Raw genomic sequence first — 21,284 nt, 5'->3', positions numbered from 1 at the left:
TCAGGCGGGCAGGGAGACGGACTCGGCCTCGGTGTCGGGGAGTTGGGCCTCCAGTTCGCGCACGAGGGGCAGGACCCGCTTGCCGAAGTACTCGACCTCCTCGTGGTAGTGCAGGAAGCCCAGCAGGAGAAGGTCGACGCCCAGCCTGCGGTAGGCGACGATGCGTTCGGCGATCTGCTCGGGGGTGCCGATGAGCCCCGTACGGAAGCCGTCGTTGTACTGCACGAGGTCCTCGAACGTGGAGTCCTGCCACATGCCCTTGCCGTCGGCGGCGGACTGTCCGGCCTGCTTGACCGCGGCGCCGAAGCCCTCGACGGCCTCGCGGTCGGCCTTGGCGACGATCTCGCGGAGCGTGTCGCGGGCCTCGGCCTCGGTGTCGCGGGCGATGAGAAAGCCGTTGAGGCCGAACTTCGGCGCGGTGCGGGCGACTTGGGCGGCGGAGCGGCGGACGTCGGCGATCTGTTCGGTGACGCCGTCGAAGTCCTTGCCGTTGGAGAAGTACCAGTCGGAGACCCGGCCGGCCATCGCGCGGGCGGCGGTGGAGTTGCCGCCCTGGAAGATCTCGGGGTGCGGGCGTTCAGGGGTGTTGAGGGGCTTGGGCTTGAGCGAGAAGTCGCGCAACCGGTAGAAGTCCCCGGCGAGTTCGGTGTGGTCCTCGGTCCAGATCCGGCGCAGCGCCTCGATGAACTCCTCGGAGCGGCGGTAGCGCTCGTCGTGCTCCAGCCAGGGTTCGCCGAGTGCGGTGAACTCGCCCTTGAACCAGCCGGAGACGACGTTGACGGCGAACCGGCCGTTGGACAAGTGGTCGGCGGTGGCGCCGAGTTTGGCGAGGACGCCCGGGTGCCAGAGGCCGGGGTGGACGGCGGCGATGACCTTCAGCCGCTGGGTGGCGAGGAGGAGGGCGAGGCTGAAGCTGGTCGACTCGTGCTGGTACTCGGCGCCGTAGCTGGCCATGTAGCGGACCTGGCTGAGCGCGTACTCGAAGCCGTTGTTCTCGGCGAGGACGGCGAGTTCGCGGTTGTACTCGTAGCTCCAGTCGGTGCGTTGCTCGATCTTGCTGGTGACGAGTCCCCCGCTGACGTTGGGGACCCAGTAGGCGAATTTCACGGGCGCTGCGGGCATGGCGAACTCCTGTTGCGGAATATGTTTCCGGGCACGCCGAATCCGGCCGGAGCGAATTCCGACGGATATCAGGCGGGAGCGGAGGGAGAGCGGCGGATCGGGCGGAAGAGGTGGGGGATCAGGCCGCGGTGCAACAGGAGGCGCTGGAGACGCGCGCGAGGTCGACGTGGCGTCGCCGCGTGAGGTCCAGTCGCATCATCATGCCCTCGATCGTGGCAGCCGATTGCGAGGAGCGTCAAGGAAAACCCGACCGGTCTCGTATCGCGGACCATTGAATTTCACGAAGGTGTGACAGGGAAACCCTTGAACGGTCCGCGAATTCGGCCGCATTCTGCGGGCATGCGGACCGAACAGCTGGAATACATCGCGGCCGTGACCCGGCTCGGCTCACTGCGCCGGGCCGCCGACGAACTGCGCCTGTCGCAGCCCGCGTTGAGCGAGACCGTGCGCAATCTCGAACGCGAACTGGGGGTCGATCTCCTGGAGCGGAAGAGAACGGGCGCGACGATGAGCGCGGCGGGGCGGGAGCTGCTGCCGAAGATCGTCGACGTGCTGGACGCGGTGGACCGGCTGCGGGCGGCGGCGGGCGAGCGGCACCGGATCAGTCGCATGGTGCGGGTGGGCACGGTGAACGCGGCGACCGTGCCGCTGCTGCTGCCCGTCGTCCGGGAGTTCCGCGCCTCGCATCCGCTCACCCAGGTCGAGGTGGTCGGCGCGCAGCAGACGGACATCCACCGGGCGCTGGCGGAGGGCGGTTTCGACCTCGGGCTGGTCAATCACCTCGACGGTGACGACATGCCGGCCGAGTTCGAGTCCACCGAGCTGCTGTCCGGGCTGCCGGTGGTGTGCGTCCGTCCGGACAGCCCGCTGGCGGCCCGGCCGACCGTGACGGTGGAGGACCTGCTCGCCGAGCCGCTGATCGGGATGCGGTCCGGCTATGTGATGCACCGCTACGTGCACCGGCTGCTCGACGGGCGCGGCCCGGCCTTCGCGTATTCGACCGATGGCGCCGAGATGGGCAAGCTGATGGTCGCGGAGGGGCTGGGGGTGACGGTCCTGCCGGACTTCAGTGTGGTCGGGGACCCGCTGGAGCGGCTCGGTGCGATCACCTACCGGCCGATCGCGGGCGACACCGCCCGGGTGCTGCTGGTGCTGCGCCGCCGGCGCGCGGAGTCGGTGCCGCAGGCGGCCGGGGATCTGCACGAGGCGTTCGTGCGCCGGGCGGGCGAGCTGGGCGGCGCCCGGTCCCAAGGCCGGTGCGACTCCTGGTCTTGAGGCCCGTACGACGCCCGGTCCTGAGGCCGGTGCGACGCGCCGTCAGTCCTCGTCGCCCGCCGGGACCACCACGAGGAACGCGTCGGACTTCAGGTCCATGACGACCTTGGCGGGCTGTCCCTCGGCGCGGCGCCGGGCCGCGAACTCCTCGGCGGGCCATGATCCGCGCGGGGCTCCCGCCGGAAACCGCTCCAACACCTTCGCAACCATGTCCGCAGCCACCTCCGGCATCGTCCTTCGGCTCCCCGCGGGGACCGCCGTGACCATGCGTCTGCCCCCGATCGGCGGTGACATGCGCGGCACCGCTCCGGGGAGGGGCGTCCACCGGTCGGGGGACGGCCGCATCCGTCGGGGGTGCCCGGCCGGAAGCACCTCACGGCCGCCTTTTCCCCTCTCCCGGAGTGCGCACCATGAACGTCTCGGTCGTCCTGTTCACCTCGGACCTGCGTCTGCACGACCATCCCGCGCTGCGGGCCGCCGACGGGGCCCGTCAGGTGGTGCCCCTGTTCGTGCGCGACCGGGGTGTGGCGCAGGCCGGTTTCGGCGCGCCCAACCGGCTGGCGTTCCTCGCCGACTGTCTGCGCGATCTCGACGCGGGTCTGCGCGAGCGGGGCGGCCGGCTGGTGGTGCGCTCCGGTGACGTGGTCGACGAGGTGTGCAAAGTGGCCGCCGAGACCGACGCGGACGAGGTGCACATGGCGGGCGACGTCAGCGGCTACGCGCAGCGGCGCGAGCAGCGGCTGCGGCGGGCGCTGGAGGCGGAGGGGCGGCGGCTGCACGTCCACGACACGGTGACCACGGCGGTCGCCCCCGGTGCGGTGACCCCCGCCTCCTCGGACCACTTCGCGGTGTTCACGCCGTACTTCCGGCAGTGGTCCGGAGTCCACCTGCGCGCCCCGCTCGCCGCACCGCGCACCGTGCGGGTCCCCGAGGGTGTCGGTTCAGAGGAACTGCCCTCGCGTGCCGGGGTCGCGGATCTCTCCCCGGGCCTGGCGAGCGGCGGGGAGACGGAGGCCCGGAAGGTCTCGGGCCGCTGGCTGCGCGACGGGATCGCCGGGTACGAGGACATCCACGACGACCTGGCCGGGGACGCCACTTCCCGCCTCTCCCCGCATCTGCACTTCGGCACCCTCTCCCCCGTCGAACTCGTCCACCGGGCCCGGCGGTCGCCCGGGCCCGGCGCCGAGGCGTTCGTACGGCAGCTCGCCTGGCGGGACTTCCACCGCCAGGTCCTGGCGGCCCGGCCGGTGGCGGCGAGCGCCGACTACCGTACGAAGCACGACCGTTGGCGTTCCGAGGTCGCGGCCCGCGAGGACATCGCGGCCTGGAAGGAGGGCCGTACCGGCTATCCGCTGATCGACGCGGCGATGCGCCAGCTGCGCCACGAGGGCTGGATGCACAACCGGGGACGGCTGCTGACGGCGAGCTTCCTCACCAAGACGCTGTACGTGGACTGGCGGGTCGGTGCCCGGCACTTCCTCGATCTGCTGGTCGACGGGGACGTGGCAAACAACCAGCTCAACTGGCAGTGGATGGCGGGCACCGGCACCGACTCGCGGCCCAACCGCGTGCTCAATCCCGTCACCCAGGCCAAGCGGCACGACCCGGACGGTGTGTACGTCCGCCGCTGGGTGCCCGAACTCGCCGAGGTGGAGGGGCCGTTGGTGCAGGAGCCGTGGAAGCTCAGGGGACTTGAGCGGATCGCGCTCGGCGACTATCCGGATCCGATCGTCGAACTGTCCGACGGGCTGGCGCGGTTCCGGCGCGGGCGGTCAGGTGACTGAGGCCCGGTAGGCCGCCGACAGCAGGTCCACGGCGTCGGTGAGTGTCGTCGGCCGGACCGCGCCCCGCGCCGAGGTGCCGGACCAGCCGGGGCCGGCCAGTACCACCGAGGGCTGTCGCCGGGCCCCCTTGACCCCCCAGCGGAGGTCGGCGACGTGCCGGGCCAGCGGGAGGCTCGCCGTGGAGCGGGCCTGTGCCCACAGGACGACGGCCGCGGGTCCCAGTCTGCGCACCGCCGCGGTGAGTGCCTCGGCGGGCACGGCGGCGCCGAACATCCGGGTGGGCAGGGCGAGTTCGCCGAGCGCCGCGTTCAGCGCCTCGATCGGCAAGGTGTGCTGTTCGCCGGGTACGCAGGCCAGGACGACGGGCGGGGCGTCCGGCTGCCGGGCGCGGGCACCACCGTGCCGACGCAGGGCGGTGGAGACCTGCCAGGACAGCAGGTGCTCCACCTCGACGTAACGGTCCCCGGACGAGGCCCACTTGCGCCCCACCGCGTGCAGGGTCGGCGCCATCACCTCCTGCCAGGCGACGACCACGCCGTACCGGTCGACGGCGTCGGCGAGCCGGCGTTCGACGGCCGGTGAGTCGAGCCGGACGGCGGCGCGGGCCAGGCCCCGGCACTCCTGGCGCACATCGCCGAGGGGCAGGGTGCCGGCCGCCCGCGAACGGCCGGGGGCCCGGACCGGGGGCTCCGACCGCGCGCCGGCCGCCTCGCGCGCCGCGTGGGCCGCCTCCGCCGGTGGTACGCCCGCCGAGGTCAGCCGGCACATCTCCTCCAGCAGTGCCACGTCGGGTGCGGTCCAGCGCCGGTGCCGTCCCTCGGCGCGCACGGCGGGTCCGATGCCGTAGCGCCGCTCCCAGGACCGCAGCGTGGTGGGTGCCACGCCCAGTCTGCGGGCCAACGCGCCTGTGGTCAGGGGGACTTCGGCGGCGGACCGGTGCGCCGTGTCGCGGTCGGCGGGCAACTCGCTCATCCCGTGACTATACGACGCAGAATCGATGCGAGTTGATGGCTTGATCCGCGGCTCCCAGGATGGACGAACCGGGGCATGTCCCGGCAGACGTCCCCCACCGCCGTGGCGCCGAGCGCCCGGCGCGGGCGGTCGCCGTCCGAGGTGAGGAGCCGTCGTCATGGGCCCGCAGCACAGCGCCGTCCGTCCGGGCCCGGTGGCCGGACCGCGCACCGACGAGGAACTGGCCAGGGGGCTGGCGGCGGGCGACGAGGAGTGTCTGGCCGCCGTGTACCACCGCTGGTCGGCGCTGGTGCACACGCTGGCCTGGCGCTCGCTGGGGGACGTCAAGGAGGCCGAGGACGTGACCCAGCAGGTGTTTCTCGGGGTGTGGCGCGGACGGCTGGGGTTCCGTCCCGAGCGCGGCACGATGGGCGGCTGGATCGTCGGCATCACGCGGCGCACGATCGCCGACGCGCTGTCCGCCAGGACCCGCCGGCTGCATCTCGTGGCCGCCGCCGGGGCCGCCCTGCATGTCGCCGATCCCGCCGCCCACCGGCCCGACGCCGCGCTCGACCGGGTCCTCGTGCTGAGTGAACTGGCCCGGCTGCCGGCGCCCCAACAGCGGGTGCTGCGGCTGACGTACTACGAGGACCTCACCCAGACCCAGATCGCGCGGCGCACCGGCTGGCCGCTGGGCACGGTCAAGAGCCATGCCCGTCGCGGGCTCCACCAGCTGCGCCGCAGTCTCCGCCAGGGCGAACCGGCTGACCACTACACATAAAGGGTGAATAAGGAGCAGAATGGAGTAAGCGGCTTTTACCGCACACCGCACCAGACGCGGTCGGGCCAGCAAGTCAAAGGAGACGAGTCATGGCCAACGTCTCGCACACCAGAGGTGACATAACGAGCCACCCTGATGTCTCCGAAATGCAGGCGCGCTACGCCCGCATGCTCGGCGGACGCGATGTGGCACTCGTGGACGGACCGGTGTTCCTGCTCGGTCTGTACTGCGCCGTGTCCCCGTGGATACTCCACTACACGACGAGCCAGCCGGCGCTCGTACCGCACAACCTGATCGTCGGCATCGCGATCGGTCTGCTGGCCCTCGGGTTCACCAGGGCACCCGAGCGCATGTACGGCCTCAGCTGGGCGATGAGCGCCCTGGGTGTCTGGATGATCGTCTCGCCGTGGATCGTGGGCAGCAGCCCCGACAAGGGCGTCATCCTGAACAACGTCATCATCGGCGGTCTGGCCGTGCTGATGGGCATCGTGTGTGCCGCCACGGCGTCGCGCAGCACTCCCAAACCGTAGCCGGTCAGGAGAGGAAGCCACGCCCCCTTCAGTGGTCGCCCGGCACCAGCCACGGCGACTGCGGGAGGGGGCTGCCGGTTTCGAGCAGGGACTTGAGGTTGGACAGCACGGCCGGCCAGCCGCCGGACACGTCGGAGAGTTCGCCCTCGTCGGCGAGGTCCTCGTGGGTGACGGTGAGGCGCACGATGTCCTCGTGCCGCCGGATGTCGTAGGTGACGCGGGAGTACGTCTCCTCCCGCCCCTCGTCCTCCGGTGCCGTCCACGTGGTGACCAGGCGGTTCGGGCGGTCGCTCACGACCACGGTCCCGACGACGTCGGCGATGCCGGAACCGTCGGTGCGCACATGCTCCCAGCGGGAGCCCTGTCGCCAGTCGGACACATTGCCGTGGCCCCAGTAGGCGGCGGTCAGATCGGCGTCGGTGAGGGCGTCCCAGACCTTCTCGGGGGTGCTCGCGATGTAGGTGACGTAGACGAAAGTCGGTTTGTCGGCCATGGCTTCCTCGGCTCGTCGCTTCAGGGCGCCCAGCGCGCGCAGGCGCGGGCGCTCGAACTTGTCGATCCAGCGCTCCTGCATCTCGTGCAGCGGTACGGGGTTGAGGTAGTGCAGCTTCTCCCGGCCGCGCCGCACCGTGCCGACCAGGTTGGCGGCCTCCAGGACGGCGAGATGCTGGGTCACCGACTGGCGGGTCATGTCGATGCTTCCGCACAGCTCGCCGAGCGTCTGCCCGTTGTGCTCGTGCAGCCGGTCCAGCAGCCGTCTGCGGGTCTCGTCGGCCAGCGCCTTGAAGACCGCGTCCATGTCCGAGTCGTCTCCGGATCGCACACTCAACGTTATGCAGGTAATTACCTGCATGTCAAGGCGGGCGTATCGACGGCTCGGCACGTGTACCTCTCAGGTCAGGAGAACGCCCAGCTCACGGCGGTGGGCGGCCACCCAGTCCCGCGCGGCCCGGATCTCGTCCACGGCGCCGCTCGCCCGCAGCCGGGCCATGGCCGGCTCGCCGCGCCCGGCACCGGCCTCGATGCCTCGCGCGCACCGGTCCTGCCACCACAGGACCGTGTCGAGGAGCCGACCGGTGTCGTCGAGGCCGTACGCCTCGCAGATCAGCGCGATCCGGCGTGCCGCCTCGCGCACATCGGTGACACCCGGGCCGAGGTCCAGGTACTGCCAGCAGACGTGGGCGACGTCGTGGACGCGCTCGCCCGGGGCGGCGAGATCCCAGTCGACGAAGGCCAGCGGGCGCCACGCGGTGTCGTAGACGGTGTTCTTGGGGGCCAGGTCGTTGTGGCAGACGACGTCCTGATCGCCGGCCTGCGGTGTGCCGTGGGTCAAGTCGTGGCAGGCGCGCAGGAGTTGTGCCATCCGGATCAGGGTGTCGTCGCTCCGGGCGGCGGACCGTTCGCCTGGGGTGACGGCCGCCCGGCCCTCGATGTACCGGAACACCTCCCGCCCCCGCTCGTCCCTGCCGAGGAGGCGCGGCGCCCCGGTCCACCCCCGCCGCTCGAACAGTACGAGCAACTCGCCCACGTACCGCGACCGTTCGGAGGGAGTACGGCGTACGGTCGCCCCGACCCTTACGACCTCGTTGACCGCGCCTCCGCCGAGCGCCGACTCCCGCACGCTGCCCGCCTCCCCGAATCCGTTCGACCGCACGAGTATCGCCGGGGAGCGTACGGGAGCCGGTCACCTCCTCCGGCGTCGCGGGCGCGGTGCCGCCCGCGACGGGACGCGTCAACGGCCGTCAGGGCGCGGCGGGTTCGGGTACCGCCTCCGTGAGGTACTCCTCCGTGATCTCCTTCGGGCCGAACGGCCAGACCTTCTCGAAGCGGGCCCAGCCGACGAAGGCGACACAGCCCAGGGCGAGCCAGGCGAGGGACCACTCGATGGGGTGGCGGCCCGGGGAGTTCTTGTCGGCGTAGCCGTAGATCACGCACCAGCCGACGAAGGCGACGATGCTCGGCACGGGGTAGAGCCACATGCGGTAGGGGCGGCGGAGCGTCGGCTGGCGTGTGCGCAGAACTGTGAGGGCGATGATCTGGGCCAGCGCCTGGACGATGACCATGACCGTGGTGAGGAGTTGGATCAGGGTCGCGAGGTCGGTGTGGCGGCCGATCAGGAAGCCGATCGCGGTGATCACGCCCATGGTGGCCAGGCCCAGCATCGGGAAGCGGTGCTTGGGGTGCAGCTTGGCGTAGGGGCGGAAGAAGACGCGTTCGCGGGCCGCGTCGTAGGGCACCCGGGAGCCGCCGAGCAGGCCGGTGAAGACGGAGGCGAAGGCGGTGATCAGGATGAGGACGGTGACCGTGTCGGCGGCGCCCTTGCCCCAGGTCTTCTCCAGCACCGCCGAGGCCACGGAGGAGGAGGCGATGTCGTTCGGGTTGGTCATGCGGTGCCAGTCGATGACCCCGAGCGTGCCGATCTGGAGCATGAGGTAGATCGCCATGATGCCGACGATCGAGAAGAGGATGGAGCGCGGCAGGGTGCGGCCGGGGTCCTTGATCTCGGCGCCCATGTAGGCGGTGGTGTTGTAGCCGAGGTAGTCGTAGATGCCGATGGTGAGGCCGCCCGCGAAGCCGAGCCAGAAGTGGTTGCTGCCCAGGTCGAAGGCGTGCGCGGGGTAGGTGAAGGCGAGGTGGCCGCTGAAGTGGGTGGCGGCGGCCAGGATCACCAGGAACACCGAGGCGATCATCACGGTCCACATCACGGCGGTGATGCGGGCGATGTTCTCGATGCCGCGCCACAGGAGCAGGACGACCAGGGCGATCACGCCGAGGCCGATGAGGTCGCCGGACGTCTTGCCCAGGTCCGGTGCCAGGTAGCCGAGGTACTGCACGAAGCCGACCACGCCGGTCGACATGATCAGCGGGATGAAGAGCATCGCCGTCCAGACGAACAGGAACGGCATCAGTCGGCCCGTGCGGTACTGGAAGGCTTGGCGGAGATAGACGTAGCTGCCGCCGGAGCCGGGCATCGCGGCGCCCAGTTCGGCCCACACGAGTCCGTCGGCGAGGGCGAGGAGCGCGCCCGCGACGAAGCCGATGACGGCCTGCGGGCCGCCGAACGCGGCGACCATCAGGGGGATCGTGACGAACGGCCCGATGCCGCACATCTGGCTCATGTTGATGGCGGTGGCCTGGAAGAGGCCGACGCGACGGACGAAGCCGCCTTCTGGGGGCGGACTACCGGACATGGGGGCTCCTGGAGGGGTGCGTGGCGCGAGGGAAGCGGGGTGCGGCGTGCGGGCCGGCATCCGGTGGCTGACTGGGCGATAAAGTTAAGGAGCCTTACTTGACTCGTCAAGAGGGTGTCCCCGATGAGTGAGAATGGTGCGATGCCCGCCAGCGACGCCGTAGAGCAGCACGAACAGCCCTGGAGCCGGCAGCGGCTGCGGAGCGCGAACGAGCGGCTGCTGCTCGACCGGCTGCGCGCCGCCGGTCCCGCCTCGCGCGCCCAGCTGGCCCGCGACACCGGCCTGTCGAAGCCGACGGTCTCCAGCGCGCTCGCCGCGCTCGCGCAGGCGGGACTGGTCCACGAGGTCGGCACCCGGGCCCCCGAGCGCGGCCGGACCGCCGTGCTCTACGCCCCCGACCCGGCCGCCGGCTACGCGCTCGGGATCGACGTCGGGCGCGGCTGGCTGCGGGTCGCGGTGGCCAATCTGGACGGCGAGGTGGTGGCCCGCGCGGACGTCCGCAACCGGGCCCGCAGCTCGGGCGCGATGGCCGAGCTGGTGGTCGCCACCGCGCACCAGGTCGTGGCGAACTCCGAGGTCGCGCCGGCCGCGGTGGTGCACGCCGTGGTGGGCACGCCGGGTGTCTACGACGAGCAGCGGCGGCGGGTGCGGTACGCGATGCATCTGCCCGGGTGGGGCCGGGCCGGGCTGTTCGACCGGATGCGCGAGGAACTGGGCGTCCCGCTGGAGGTGCACAACGACGCCAATCTCGCCGCGCTGGGCGAGTACACGTACGGCGTGGGCGCGGGCAGCCGGCTGTTCGCGTACATCATGATCGGCACCGGCCTGGGCATGGGCGTGGTCAGCGAGGGACGGCTGTTCACGGGGGCGCACGGCGGGGCCGGGGAGATCGGGTTCCTGCCGTGGCCGGGGCGGCAGAAGCCGGAGACGCTGGAGGACGCCGTGTCCGGGGTGGCCGTCGTCGAGGCGGCCCGGATGTTCGGCATGAGCGGGCAGCAGCTCACCGCGAAGGCGGTGTTCGACGCGGCCCGGCGGGGAGATCCCGCCGCCGCCAAGGCGGTCGAGCTGGAGGGCGAGCGGATCGCGCACACGGTGGCCGCCGCCGCGGCCGTGCTCGATCCGGACCTGGTCGTCCTGGGCGGCGGGGTCGGGCACAGCGTGGATCTGCTGCTGCGCCCGGTGCGGGAGAACCTGCGCGCGCTCACCCCGCTGCGGCCGAAGATCGTGCCGAGCGCGCTGGGCGAGGACGCGGTGCTGCTGGGCGCGGTGGCCACCGCGCTGGGCACGGCCCGGGACCTCGTCTTCGAGCGCCATTCGGCGTCCTGAACAACTCGCCCACGGGCAACGGTGATTGACACGGCCCATGCGCCGCCCTACCTTCGGACGCGGTTAGTAAAGTTTCCTAACTTGACGAGGCTGGAGACCCCCGTGTTCCACCGCCCCGCCGTCCACCCCCTGCTCAGGGGCCGTCTCGCCACGGCCGCGCTCACCCTCGGACTGCTGGGCACGCTCAGCGGCGGCGCCTGGGCGGGAGCCCGGGAGCCGTCCCCGCGCCCCTCCGCGCAGGCCCCGGTGACCGCCGTACGCGCGGACGCCGGGGCCGCCACCCCGCTGTCCGGCTACGCGATCCGGTCCTCCGCCGAGGTCACCGACTCCCCCGCGGCCGTCTCCTCCCCCGGCTACCGGACGACCGGCTGGTACCCGGCCGGCGCGCGCTCGACGGTCCTCGCGGCCCTGATCGCGGACGGCGTGTACCCCGACCCCTTCCACTCGACCGACCAGCGGAAGATCCCCAAGGCCGCCTTCCAGGTCCCCTGGTGGTACCGCGCCGACTTCACGGTCACCGACCGCGCCAAGCGCACCTACCTCGACTTCAGCGGGGTGATCTCGGCGGCCGACGTCTATCTCGACGGCAAGCGGATCGCGCGGGCCGCCGACGTCAACGGCGCTTATACACAGCACGAGTTGGACGTCACCTCGCTCGTCCGCCCCGGCACCAACACGGTCGCCTTCCGCATCCGGCCGAACGACCCGGACAAGAACCTCACCATGGGCTGGATCGACTGGCTCCAGCCGCCGCCCGACCAGAACATGGGCATCGTCCGTGACGTCCTGGTCCGCCGCGGCGGCCCGGTCGCCCTGCGCGACGCGCATGTGGTGACCGCGCTGGCCGTCCCGTCGCTCGCCAGCGCCGACCTGACGGTCAAGGCACTGGCCCGCAACGACTCGGGCGCGCCCGTCACCGCGCGGGTCGGCGGCAACGTCGGCGGCAAGTCCTTCGCCACGACCGTCTCCCTCGCCGCCCACCGGACGAAGACCGTCACCTTCGCCGTCCACCTGGACTCCCCGAAGGTGTGGTGGCCGGCGGGCATGGGCGGCCAGCCGCTCTACGGTCTCGATCTCACCGCCTCCGTGAACGGCGTCCCCTCCGACACCGCGCACCGGACCTTCGGCATCCGCGACGTCCGGGCCCCGCTGAACTCCGCGGGCGACCGCCAGTACCGGATCAACGGCCGCAAGCTGCTGATCAAGGGCGGCGGCTGGTCGCCCGACGAGTTCCTGCGCTGGGACCGGACCTATACCGAGGACCGGCTGAAGTACGCCCTCGACCTGGGCCTCAACACCATCCGGCTGGAAGGGCACATCGAGCCGGACGAGTTCTTCGACCTGGCCGACCGCTACGGCATCCTGACCCTCCCCGGCTGGGAGTGCTGCGACAAGTGGGAGGGCCAGGTCAACGGCGACGAGACCGGCGAGAGGTGGACGGCCGCCGACTACCCGGTCGCCGAGGCGTCGATGGCCGCCGAGGCCGCCCGGCTGCGCGACCACCCGAGCGTGATCTCCTTCCTCGTCGGCAGCGACTTCGCCCCCGACGCGAGGATCGAGAAGATCTACGTCGACGCGCTGAGGGCCGCCGACTGGAGGACCCCGGTGGTCGCCGCCGCCTCCGACAACTCGGCGCCGATCAGCGGCAGTTCGGGCATGAAGATGACCGGCCCCTACGACTGGGTCCCGCCGGGCTACTGGTACGCCAAACGCGAGGGCGGCGCCACCGGCTTCAACTCCGAGACCAGCGCGGGCCCCGACATCCCCACCCTCGACACCCTGCGCCGCATGATGACCCCGGCCGAACTGGCCACCCTCTGGAAGGACCCGGGCGCCAAGCAGTACCACCGCTCCCCGTCACCGGTCTTCAACACCCTCAAGATCTACGACACCGCCCTCACCGGCCGCTACGGCCCGCCGACGGGCCTCACCGACTACGTGCGCAAGGCCCAGCTCGCCCAGTACGAGAACGTGCGCGCCCAGTTCGAGGCGTACGGGCGCAACGCCACCGACGCCACGAAACCGGCGACCGGAGTCGTCTACTGGATGTTCAACAGCGGCTGGACCTCCCTGCACTGGCAGTTGACGGACCGTTACCTCGACCAGGGCGGCGCGTACTTCGGCGCGAAGAAGGCGAACGAACCGCTGCACGTCCAGTACTCCTACGACGACCGCTCGGTGGTCGTGGTGAACAACCGGAACGCGTCCGCGCGTCGGCTCACCGCGCGGGCCACGCTGTTCGACACCGACGGCACGCAGAGGTACGACCGGCGGGCGGCCGGGGTCACGGTCGCCGGCGGTGGCGCGCACCGCACCGTGCTCACCCTGCCCTCGTCGGTGGCCGGGCTGTCGACGACGTACCTGGTGCGGCTGACGCTGACCGACGCGTCCGGCGCGGAGGTGAGCCGGAACGTGTACTGGCTCTCCACCAGGCCCGACACGCTCGACTGGGCGCACACCGACTGGTACCACACGCCGACGACGAGCTACGCCGATCTCAAGGGGCTCGACTCGATGGCGAGCGTGCCGGTTTCGGCGACCGCGTCGACCTCGGCGGGACCGGACGGCACTTCGACCACGACGGTCACGGTGCGCAACTCCGGTAAGGGGAGGACTCCTTCGCTCCTCACCGACGTCCATCTCGTGGACGCGGCGGGTCGGCCGGTGCTGCCGGTGACGTGGTCCGACAACGAAGTGAGCCTGTGGCCCGGGGAGTCGAGGACGCTGACGGTGACCTACCGGACGTCAGAACTGCACGGGTCGTCGCCCCGGGTGCGGGTCTCCGGCTGGAACACGCCGGAGCGGACGGTCCCGGCGGGCTCGCCGGGACCGTCCGGACGGCTCAGCTCACGTTGAGCGCGGTGTCGTCGATGACGAAGGACGTCTGGAGGGTGGACCCTTCGACGCCGCTGAACTTGATGGTGGCGGTGGTGCCGGCCAGCGAGGAGACGTCGAAGGACTTCAGGACGTATCCGGAGGCCGCGTTCAGGTTCGAGTACGTGGCCAGGGTGGTGGATCCGGCAGTGACCGTCAGTTTGTCGTAGGCGGTGCTGGTGGTGGTCTCCGCCGTGTCGATGTGCAGATAGAAGCTGAGGGTGGCGGAGCAGCCGGACGGGATGGTCACCGACTGCGACAGGGTGTCGGTGTGGGCCGATCCGTAGCCGTCGAGCCAGGCCTTGTAGGAACCGGTGCGGGCGGCCTCGCTGCTGGAGTTGGTGATGACACCGCTGCTGGCGGTCCAGGTGGTGTTGCCGGACTCGAAGCCGGGGTTGCCGAGCAGTTGGGCGGCGGTGCACGTGCCGCTGCCTCCGCCGCCACCGCTGCTGCTCCCGTCACCGGCCAGCCAGGCGGTGGCGTTGAGGGCGAGGGCGGCGTTGGTGGCGCCGGTGTCGTTCCAGCCGTCGTAGAGCGTGTTGCCGGACTGGCCGGTGCCGTCGTCGATCGGTGAGCTGTCGCCCCAGAACGCGACGCGACCGCTGCCGAAGGTGCTGGTCGCGAAGAACGCGCCCGTGTTGCCGGAGTAACCGCTGCGGTACACCAGGCCCTTGACGTTCGCGTTGTCGGCGGGCTTCAGCGTGGCCGTCGTGCCGTCGGCGATCAGGCTCTTGGTGACCGTGCCGAAGGAGCCGTTCAGGACCGCGTTGCTGCTGTCGCTGATCGCGGCGGGGTAGCCGGAGCTGATGTCGAGGGAGTCGATGGAGAACCCGAACGGGTCCGTCGAATCGACGCTGTTGTTGGTCATCAGGTCGTTGAGGATCTCGACCGCGTCGTAGCCGTCGTTGTTGCGGTCGGCGCCGGTGTGGTCGGAGATCATGAAGAGGCCGCCGCCGTTCTGGACGAACGTCATGATGGCGGTCTTCTCGGCGGTCGTGAACAGCGTGTTGGGCTCCGGCAGGACCAGCGTGTCGAAGTTCGACAGGTCGGTCGTCGACGAACCGCCGTACGTGAGCGCGCTGGTGGCGGTCTTCAGGCTGTAACTGCCGGTCTGCTGAAGGGCCACGCCCCACGACGACAGCGCCCCGGTCCAGTCCGTCTCCGAGGACGGGGAGGAGTCCTCGGCCAGCGGGTCGGGCTTGCTGGTGGAGATGATCCAGTCCGCGTTGCCCGCCTCCTCGGCGTGGCCGTCGTCGAACAGGACGCGGTGCGTGGTGGCCGCGTGCGCGGGCGTGGCCGTGGTGGTGACCTGGAGGGCCGCCCCCGTGACGAAAAGTCCCAGGCCGGCGAGGGCGGTGGTGAGTCTGCGGCGGGATCTTCTGGATCCAAGCATCCGGCGAACCTCCGTGAGGGGATGGGAAAGGTGCGGTGCGGGCGCCTGATCTGCGCGCGTAGAACGGTAGTTGGGGAGTTCTACACGCGTTGAACGATTGAAAGGTACATGGCATGAAGGGGTGGTGAACAGAAAGTCCCGGCAATAACAGCCGACAGAACTCGCCGGAGTGGGTCGGCCCGCAGTGGGCACAAGGTGAGAGCGAGGACATCGACAAAGAGGGGCGGACATGGAGATCTCGGGCATCATCAGCGCCATCGTCATCGGCATCATCATTGGCGTACTGGGACGACTCGTCGTTCCGGGGCGCCAGCACATCGGCGTCGTGCTGACGATCGTGGTCGGCATCGTGGCCGCGCTGCTCGGCGCGGCGATCGCTTCGGGCCTGGGGGTCGCCGACACGAAGGGCATCGACTGGATCGAGTGGCTCATCCAGATCGGGCTGGCCGCTGTCGGCATCGCCGCGCTGGACCGGTCGAGGGTGCGCCGCTGAGCGGGAGCCGGGCAGCGTGTCGCGCGTGAGACCGCGCGGCGGCAGGCCATCGCGAGCCCGCCGCCCGGTCCCGCGCCGCACGCGTCCCTCCCGGAGAACCCCGGGCACCACGCGTCGTCCCGCTCGTCGATCCGCAGCCCGGCCCGCCGAGGCGCTCAGCGCGCGGCGCGGAGCGCGGCGAGGCCCTCCTGGCTGGAGGAGTACACGGGCGTCCAGCCCAGTTCGCGTTCGGCCTTCGCGCTGGAGACGCGCTGACTGCTCGCCATCATCGTGTGCGCGTACCCCATCGGGCGGACCGCCCACAGCGGCAGCGCCATCGGCTTGGGCAGTCCGAACTCCCGTGCCACGCACAGGACATGGGCCCGGAAGCCGAGCGGCGTGCGATCAGTGATGTTGTACGCCTGCCCGGGCCTCCCGTGTACGACGGCGGCGGCCACCGCGCGGGCCGCGTCGGTCAGTTCGACCCAGGGCAGGACCCGGCCGTGGTCGTCGGGAGCGGGCAACTGCCGCTTGCGCAGCATGGGAAGGACGGCGTCGGTGCCACCGGGGCCGTAGAAGAGGCCGAAGCGGAGGGCGATGCCCTCAAGTCCCGGTGTGGTGAGGGTGAGTTGTTCCTTGGTGCGCATGCCCGCGATGTGCCGCTCCAGTTCCGGCGTGGTGCCGCGCGGGCCGAAGGGGTCGCCCTCGGTCAGCGGTCGGGGGCCGAAGTCGCCGTAGCCGTAGCCGAAGACCATCGATTCGGCGATGAACCGGCGGGCGCCGACCGCCCGCGCGGCCTCGACGAGGTGGGCGGTGCCCTCGACGCGGAGCGCGTTGGTGGCGTGCATGTCGCGATGGCGCAGGGGTGCCTTGCGCAGGGCGGTCGCCGCGTGGATCACCGTGTCGAAGTGGTGGCCGTCGACCGCGCGGAGCAGCGCGTCGCGGTCCATGAGGTCGGCGCCGATGTCGTTGTCCGGCCCCCGGCCGAGGCCGGTGACCCGGTGACCGGCGTCGGTGAGGGCCTTGGTGACATGCCGGCCCAGTACGCCGCCGGCGCCCGCGAGGAGGATGTTCCGCGGGCTGTGCCCGCTCGGATTCGTCGTCATACCGGTGCGACGGATCGGGTCGGCGCGAATGTGACATCGCACCGCTGACCTGCGGGTTCTACGGCTCGTACAGATACGGCGTGGTCGTGGTGAGCGGGGCGAGGCCGAGGCGTTCGAGGATGGGGCGACTCTGGTCGGAGGCGTCGACCTGGACATAGCGGTAGCCGCGGTCGGCCGCGATGCGGGCGCGGTGGGCGACCAGGGCGCGGTAGATGCCCCGGCCCCGCCAGCCCTCCACCGTGCCGCCGCCCCACAGACCGGCGAACGGGGTGCCGGGGACGAGCTCCATCCGCGCCGCGCTCACCGGTTCGTCTCCGGCCAGGGCGACGACCGCGACGACCGTGTCCGGGGTGGCGGCGAGCTGGTCGAGCAGGCTCGCGCGCAGCCGGGAGCCGTCCGTGCCGAAGGCCTTCTCGTGGACGTCGGCCACGAGGTCGACGCCCGCGCGGTCGGTGGCGGGCAACAGGCGGATGCCGTCCGGGAGTTCGGCGTCGAGGGCGAGTTCGGCGATCTCGCCGATCATCAGGGTCTCCTGCGGTTCGGCCGTGAACCCGGCCGCCGTCAGCCGCTGTCCGAGGTCCGTCGGCAGGTCGTGGCCGTAGAGCTTCCACTCGAAGTCGCGGCCGAGGCCGGTGAAGTAGGCGATCTGCTCGGCGATCGCCGCGTCGGCGTCGGTCTCGTCCAGGTCCGTCCACAGGATGCCGCTCCAGCCCTCCGCGTCGGCGACGTGGCGCACCACTCCCCCGGTCCGCTCGACGCGGGCACCGGGCCCGTCCGGTCGGGCGCCCTGGCGCAGGTCGCGGTCGTGGCGGGCGAGTACCTCGGCATGATCCATGCGCCCACTTCAACATCCGCGGGCGGACCGGGCAACGGGATTACGCGCCGGGGGGCGTGGCGCGGCCGGGAGGGGCGTGCCACCGCTGCCGGGATTCGCTTGCCTGCCCCGCTTCTCGCTCGACTTCCGGCCCCGCTTCCCGCTCCGCGCGCCTACTCCCCTTCCCGCTCCGCGCCTACTGCGCGTCGTCGAAGTAGTGGCCCGCTTCGAGGTCGGCCATCAGTCCCACCTCCACCGGCTGCCATCCCGTCCGCTTCTGCGTCAGCGTGCTGGACGCCGGGCAGTCCAGCGCGGCGACACGGCCCAGGAAGCCGAGGGTCCCGGCCGCTTCGTCGGGCGTCACGCTGCCCGCCCGGACTCCGAGACGGGTGGCGATGAGTTCCGCGATGTCCCGCATCGGCAGCCCTTCGTCGCCGACCGCGTGGTACCGCGTGCCGGCCGGGGCCGACTCCAGGGCCCAGCGGTACAGCCGGGCCGCGTCGAGGCGGTGCACGGCGGGCCACCGGTTGGTGCCGTCGCCGACGTACGCGGCGCGGCCCGTCTGCCGGGCGACGGCGATCAGCCCCGGGACGAGTCCCTTGTCGCCCGTGCCGTGCACGGACCGGGGCAGCCGCACGACCGACGACCGGACCCCGCGCTCGGCGAGCGCGACCGCCGCGACCTCGGACGGCTGCCGTACCGACACGAACGACTCCGGGGCGGCGAGATCCTCCTCCGTCGCCACCCGGCCCCGGTCGAGCCCGGGGGTGCCCGAGGTCACCACGAAGGGCTTGCCGGTGCCCGCGAACACCTCGCCGATCGTCTCGATCGCCCGCAGGTCGAGGGCACAGCTGGCGGCGAACGCGGAGAGTTCGGAGAAGTCGTGGACGAACGCCAGATGGCAGGCACCGTCCGCCGCGGCGGCACCGCGGCGCAGGCTGTCGGGGTCGTCGAGCGAACCCCGGTGTACGGCGGCGCCCGCGGCGGTCAATGCCTCGGCGGACGCGTCCGAGCGGGCCAGACCGGAGACCGTGTGCCCCGCGTCGAGCAGTTCACGGACCACTGCGGAGCCGATGAATCCGGTCGCTCCGGTGACGAATACGCGCATGCTGCGTTCCTTCGGTGTTCCTCGGACGGATGAGGGTCGAACTGGAGGGTCGAACTGGTCGCTGCTGTGCTTCCATCGTGGGCGGGGCACCGGTTCCGGGTCCAAAGCCTGTTTCGCATGGAGCAATGCGCATCAGGCATCACAGCAGATCAGAAGCGTCTACGGCGGGATGGGCGGCCAGTCCGGCAGTACGCTGGGGGCATGACGGACCCGTCTCCCGCGCCCGACCTCGAACTGCGTCTCGTGCGGTACTTCATCGCGGTCGCCGAGCAGCGCCACTTCGGTCGCGCCGCCGAGGCCCTGCACATCACCCAACCGTCCCTCAGCCGTCAAGTCCGTCGGCTGGAGGAGCAGTTGGGCGCGCGGCTGCTGGACCGCACCCCGCAGGGCACTCGACTCACCGAGGCCGGGGAGGTCTTCCTGCCCCGCGCGAAGGGGCTGTTGCGCTCCGCCGCCCACGCCGCCGCCGAGACCCGCGCCGCCGCGGCACCCAGCCGTCTCACGGTCGGGTACATGGCGAACCTGTTCGTCACTCCGGCGGTGCGCGAGGTACGGCGTCGGCATCCGGACGCCGAGGTGGACGTCGTGCATCTGGCCCACGACGATGTGCGCGCGGCCCTGTTCGAGCGGCGGGTGGACGCGGTGGTGGCCCGACTGCCGTTCTCCACGGCCGAGTTGGACGTCACGGTCCTCTACGACGAGCCACGTGTCGTGCTCGTGCCGCTCGATCACCGGCTGGCCGGCAAGGAGTCCGTGACGGTGGACGACATCGCCGACGAGCCCGTGCCGCAGATCCCCGGAGCGGACCCGGCGTGGGCCGCGTTCTGGCGTATCGATCCGCGGCCGGACGGCCGCCCGGCACCCGGCGGTCCGGTCGTCCGGGCCGTGGAGGACAAGTTCGAGTTCGTCGCCGACGGCCGGGCCGTGGCCATCGCGGCCGGCGTCCGCCCCGGCCAGACGGTCCGCCCCGACATCCTCGCGATCCCCCTGCACGGCGTCGAACCGAGCCACGTGGCCCTCGCGACCCGGGCGGGCGAACACAACCGCCTGCTGTCCGCGTTCCGCAGGGCGGCCCACGCGCTCCTCAAGTCCCCGGTCGATTCCGAGGAACGCCCGGACGGCGTCCGTTAGTCGAGGTCACCTACACTCGTCGCGCATGACCTCGGACGACATCGCGCTGCGACCGGTGGACGAAGACGGCCTGGCCGTCATGGAGCGCTTCCTCAGCGATCCGGAGGCCGCGTCGGAGTTCCAGTGGTACGGCTGGAGCGACGCCCGCCGCTGGCGACGGCAGTGGTCGGAGGACCGCCTGCTCGGCGAGGACCGGTCCTATCTGATGGTCGTCCGGGGTGACCAGCGGGTGGGGTTCGTCGCCTGGCGGAAGGTCACCACGACGCCGTCCTGCCACTACTGGAACATGGGCATCACCCTGCTGCCCGAGGCGCGCGGACAGGGTGTCGGGACCGAGGCGCAACGGCAGTTGGTGCGTTACCTGTTCGCGCACACCCTGGTGATGCGCGTCGAGGCGGACACCGAGGTGGAGAACTTCGCCGAGCAACGCGCCCTGGAGAAGGCCGGGTTCACCCGGGAAGGCGTGCTGCGCAGTGTCGCGTACCGGGACGGGCGGTGGCGGGACGGGGTGCGGTACAGCATCCTGCGCGGCGAACTCACCTGATCCGTCACGGTCGTTCGGACGGCGGAGGCCCCACCGGCGGGGCGGCCGGTGGGGCCTTCCGGTCCGGCGCGGGGCCCGGGTCAGCGGGGCGCACCGGGGCGGAAGCGTCGGTACAGGGCGGCGCCGCCGAGGAGGAGGGCGGCGCTCGTCGCGGCGGCCGGGATCAGGTCGTCCGTGCCGGTGTGGGCCAGCGAGGCCACGGCGGCGGGCGGTGCGGGGTGGCGCGGCGGCGCAGCGGGGTCCGGGTGCCGCTTCGGCGGTGCCGGAGTCGGTGTCGGCGGCCGGGGGGTCGGCCGCGCCGGGTGGTGGGGGTGCTCGCCGGGGGTGTTCTCCGAGCGGTTGCCCACGCCGGGATTGCCGATGCCGACGACGTTCACGGAATTTCCGGTGACATTCACCGGGAGCCGGATCGGGAGCTGGACGCCGTTTCCGGTGAGCACTCCGGGCGAGTCCTTTTCGCCGCCGTGCGCCGAGGTTGCCGTACGCGGCCCGGCGGGGCTCTTCGTGCCGCCCTCATTGACACAGGTGTTTCCCGCGGCGGGATTCAGCAGCCCCACCACGTTCACGGTGTTCCCGCAGGCGTTCAGCGGTACGTGCACCGGGAGCTGGATCGTGTTGCCGGAGACCACGCCCGGCGAACCGGCCGCCGAGCCGGCCGCGGCGGAGTCGGCGAACGCCGGCAGCGCGGCGGCCATGGCGCCGGACGCGGCGGCGACGGCGATCATTCCGTTTCGGGTGACCCGTTTCATAGGCTCCCTGCCTTCCAGACTTGGTCGCGGGCGGTCGCCCGCACCGAATAAAACGTGGGCGCACCATCCGAGTTATGGGTTATCGGCCTTTCACTCCATCGAGCGTCACGGTTATCGAACTACTCGTAACAAC

Annotated in this window: 21 protein-coding genes; 9 read left to right on the top strand and 12 right to left on the bottom strand. The window is 71.6% G+C overall.

The window, feature by feature from the left end; translation table 11 throughout:
- A complete protein-coding gene (sfnG, locus tag ACIQPR_RS20885; RefSeq protein ID WP_403650406.1) occupies positions 1–1,122 on the bottom strand; it encodes a dimethylsulfone monooxygenase SfnG in 1,122 nt (373 codons plus the stop codon).
- A 118-nt stretch (positions 1,123–1,240) separates the two neighbouring features.
- Positions 1,241–1,318, bottom strand: a complete 78-nt coding sequence (locus ACIQPR_RS20880) for a putative leader peptide (protein ID WP_351520955.1) — start codon at positions 1,316–1,318, stop codon at positions 1,241–1,243.
- A gap of 143 nt (positions 1,319–1,461) precedes the next feature.
- On the opposite strand from ACIQPR_RS20880, the gene ACIQPR_RS20875 reads away from it, so the two are divergent.
- Entirely contained in the window at positions 1,462–2,397 is a 936-nt protein-coding gene (locus tag ACIQPR_RS20875) for a LysR family transcriptional regulator (protein WP_403650404.1), read from the top strand.
- 42 nt (positions 2,398–2,439) lie between these two features.
- Here ACIQPR_RS20875 and ACIQPR_RS20870 read toward each other — a convergent pair whose 3' ends face one another.
- Positions 2,440–2,628 carry a hypothetical protein gene (locus tag ACIQPR_RS20870; RefSeq protein ID WP_403650402.1) on the bottom strand — a complete coding sequence of 63 codons (189 nt, stop codon included), beginning with the start codon at positions 2,626–2,628 and terminating at the stop codon, positions 2,440–2,442.
- 179 nt (positions 2,629–2,807) lie between these two features.
- On the opposite strand from ACIQPR_RS20870, the gene ACIQPR_RS20865 reads away from it, so the two are divergent.
- Positions 2,808–4,181: a cryptochrome/photolyase family protein gene (locus ACIQPR_RS20865; protein ID WP_403650400.1), complete on the top strand. Its 1,374-nt coding sequence runs from the start codon at positions 2,808–2,810 to the stop codon at positions 4,179–4,181.
- Here the strand turns inward: ACIQPR_RS20865 and ACIQPR_RS20860 are convergent.
- Positions 4,170–5,153 carry a MerR family transcriptional regulator gene (locus ACIQPR_RS20860; RefSeq protein ID WP_403650398.1) on the bottom strand — a complete coding sequence of 328 codons (984 nt, stop codon included), beginning with the start codon at positions 5,151–5,153 and terminating at the stop codon, positions 4,170–4,172. The genes ACIQPR_RS20865 and ACIQPR_RS20860 overlap by 12 nt on opposite strands.
- 157 nt (positions 5,154–5,310) lie before the next feature.
- On the opposite strand from ACIQPR_RS20860, the gene ACIQPR_RS20855 reads away from it, so the two are divergent.
- Positions 5,311–5,913 (top strand): sigma-70 family RNA polymerase sigma factor, encoded by a 603-nt coding sequence (locus ACIQPR_RS20855; protein ID WP_403650396.1) that lies wholly within the window; start codon positions 5,311–5,313, stop codon positions 5,911–5,913.
- Between the two features lie 89 nt (positions 5,914–6,002).
- Entirely contained in the window at positions 6,003–6,443 is a 441-nt protein-coding gene (locus ACIQPR_RS20850; protein ID WP_403650394.1) for an SPW repeat protein, read from the top strand.
- Positions 6,444–6,471: 28 nt separating this feature from the next.
- Here ACIQPR_RS20850 and ACIQPR_RS20845 read toward each other — a convergent pair whose 3' ends face one another.
- The 3 genes from ACIQPR_RS20845 to ACIQPR_RS20835 form a co-directional block, all read right to left on the bottom strand.
- Positions 6,472–7,242, bottom strand: coding sequence for an ArsR/SmtB family transcription factor (locus ACIQPR_RS20845; RefSeq protein WP_403650641.1), 771 nt, complete (start codon positions 7,240–7,242; stop codon positions 6,472–6,474).
- A 93-nt stretch (positions 7,243–7,335) separates the two neighbouring features.
- Positions 7,336–8,097 (bottom strand): phosphotransferase, encoded by a 762-nt coding sequence (locus tag ACIQPR_RS20840; RefSeq protein ID WP_403650392.1) that lies wholly within the window; start codon positions 8,095–8,097, stop codon positions 7,336–7,338.
- Between the two features lie 88 nt (positions 8,098–8,185).
- Positions 8,186–9,634, bottom strand: a complete 1,449-nt coding sequence (locus ACIQPR_RS20835; RefSeq protein ID WP_403650390.1) for an APC family permease — start codon at positions 9,632–9,634, stop codon at positions 8,186–8,188.
- 141 nt (positions 9,635–9,775) lie between these two features.
- On the opposite strand from ACIQPR_RS20835, the gene ACIQPR_RS20830 reads away from it, so the two are divergent.
- Positions 9,776–10,960 (top strand): ROK family protein, encoded by a 1,185-nt coding sequence (locus tag ACIQPR_RS20830; RefSeq protein ID WP_403650639.1) that lies wholly within the window; start codon positions 9,776–9,778, stop codon positions 10,958–10,960.
- Positions 10,961–11,062: 102 nt separating this feature from the next.
- Complete coding sequence (locus ACIQPR_RS20825) at positions 11,063–13,816, top strand: glycosyl hydrolase 2 galactose-binding domain-containing protein (RefSeq protein ID WP_403650637.1); 2,754 nt, start codon at positions 11,063–11,065, stop codon at positions 13,814–13,816.
- Here the strand turns inward: ACIQPR_RS20825 and ACIQPR_RS20820 are convergent.
- Positions 13,803–15,227: a hydrolase gene (locus ACIQPR_RS20820; RefSeq protein WP_403650388.1), complete on the bottom strand. Its 1,425-nt coding sequence runs from the start codon at positions 15,225–15,227 to the stop codon at positions 13,803–13,805. The two genes, ACIQPR_RS20825 and ACIQPR_RS20820, sit on opposite strands and share 14 nt — an antisense overlap.
- Positions 15,228–15,456: 229 nt before the next feature.
- Here ACIQPR_RS20820 and ACIQPR_RS20815 point away from each other — a divergent pair, with 229 nt between their 5' ends.
- Positions 15,457–15,720: a GlsB/YeaQ/YmgE family stress response membrane protein gene (locus ACIQPR_RS20815; RefSeq protein WP_403650386.1), complete on the top strand. Its 264-nt coding sequence runs from the start codon at positions 15,457–15,459 to the stop codon at positions 15,718–15,720.
- 155 nt (positions 15,721–15,875) lie between these two features.
- Here the strand turns inward: ACIQPR_RS20815 and ACIQPR_RS20810 are convergent, their stop codons facing one another.
- The 3 genes from ACIQPR_RS20810 to ACIQPR_RS20800 form a co-directional block, all read right to left on the bottom strand.
- The gene (locus tag ACIQPR_RS20810; protein ID WP_403650384.1) at positions 15,876–16,805 is read right to left on the bottom strand and encodes an NAD-dependent epimerase/dehydratase family protein; all 930 of its coding nucleotides are present in this window, start codon (positions 16,803–16,805) and stop codon (positions 15,876–15,878) included.
- 58 nt (positions 16,806–16,863) lie between these two features.
- A complete protein-coding gene (locus ACIQPR_RS20805) occupies positions 16,864–17,640 on the bottom strand; it encodes a GNAT family N-acetyltransferase (RefSeq protein WP_403650382.1) in 777 nt (258 codons plus the stop codon).
- A gap of 175 nt (positions 17,641–17,815) precedes the next feature.
- Positions 17,816–18,727 (bottom strand): SDR family oxidoreductase, encoded by a 912-nt coding sequence (locus tag ACIQPR_RS20800; RefSeq protein WP_403650380.1) that lies wholly within the window; start codon positions 18,725–18,727, stop codon positions 17,816–17,818.
- A gap of 201 nt (positions 18,728–18,928) precedes the next feature.
- On the opposite strand from ACIQPR_RS20800, the gene ACIQPR_RS20795 reads away from it, so the two are divergent.
- On the top strand, positions 18,929–19,858 hold the full coding sequence (locus ACIQPR_RS20795) for a LysR family transcriptional regulator (RefSeq protein WP_403650378.1): 930 nt from the start codon (positions 18,929–18,931) through the stop codon (positions 19,856–19,858).
- A gap of 25 nt (positions 19,859–19,883) precedes the next feature.
- Positions 19,884–20,402 (top strand): GNAT family N-acetyltransferase, encoded by a 519-nt coding sequence (locus tag ACIQPR_RS20790; protein ID WP_403650376.1) that lies wholly within the window; start codon positions 19,884–19,886, stop codon positions 20,400–20,402.
- An 80-nt stretch (positions 20,403–20,482) separates the two neighbouring features.
- Here ACIQPR_RS20790 and ACIQPR_RS20785 read toward each other — a convergent pair whose 3' ends face one another.
- Positions 20,483–21,151 (bottom strand): chaplin, encoded by a 669-nt coding sequence (locus tag ACIQPR_RS20785; protein WP_403650374.1) that lies wholly within the window; start codon positions 21,149–21,151, stop codon positions 20,483–20,485.
- Positions 21,152–21,284: the final 133 nt, after the last annotated feature.

It is taken from the genome of Streptomyces sp. NPDC091280 (genome assembly GCF_044768565.1).
GTDB lineage: Bacteria > Actinomycetota > Actinomycetes > Streptomycetales > Streptomycetaceae > Streptomyces.
This window is presented reverse-complemented; position numbering and strand designations above follow the sequence as displayed.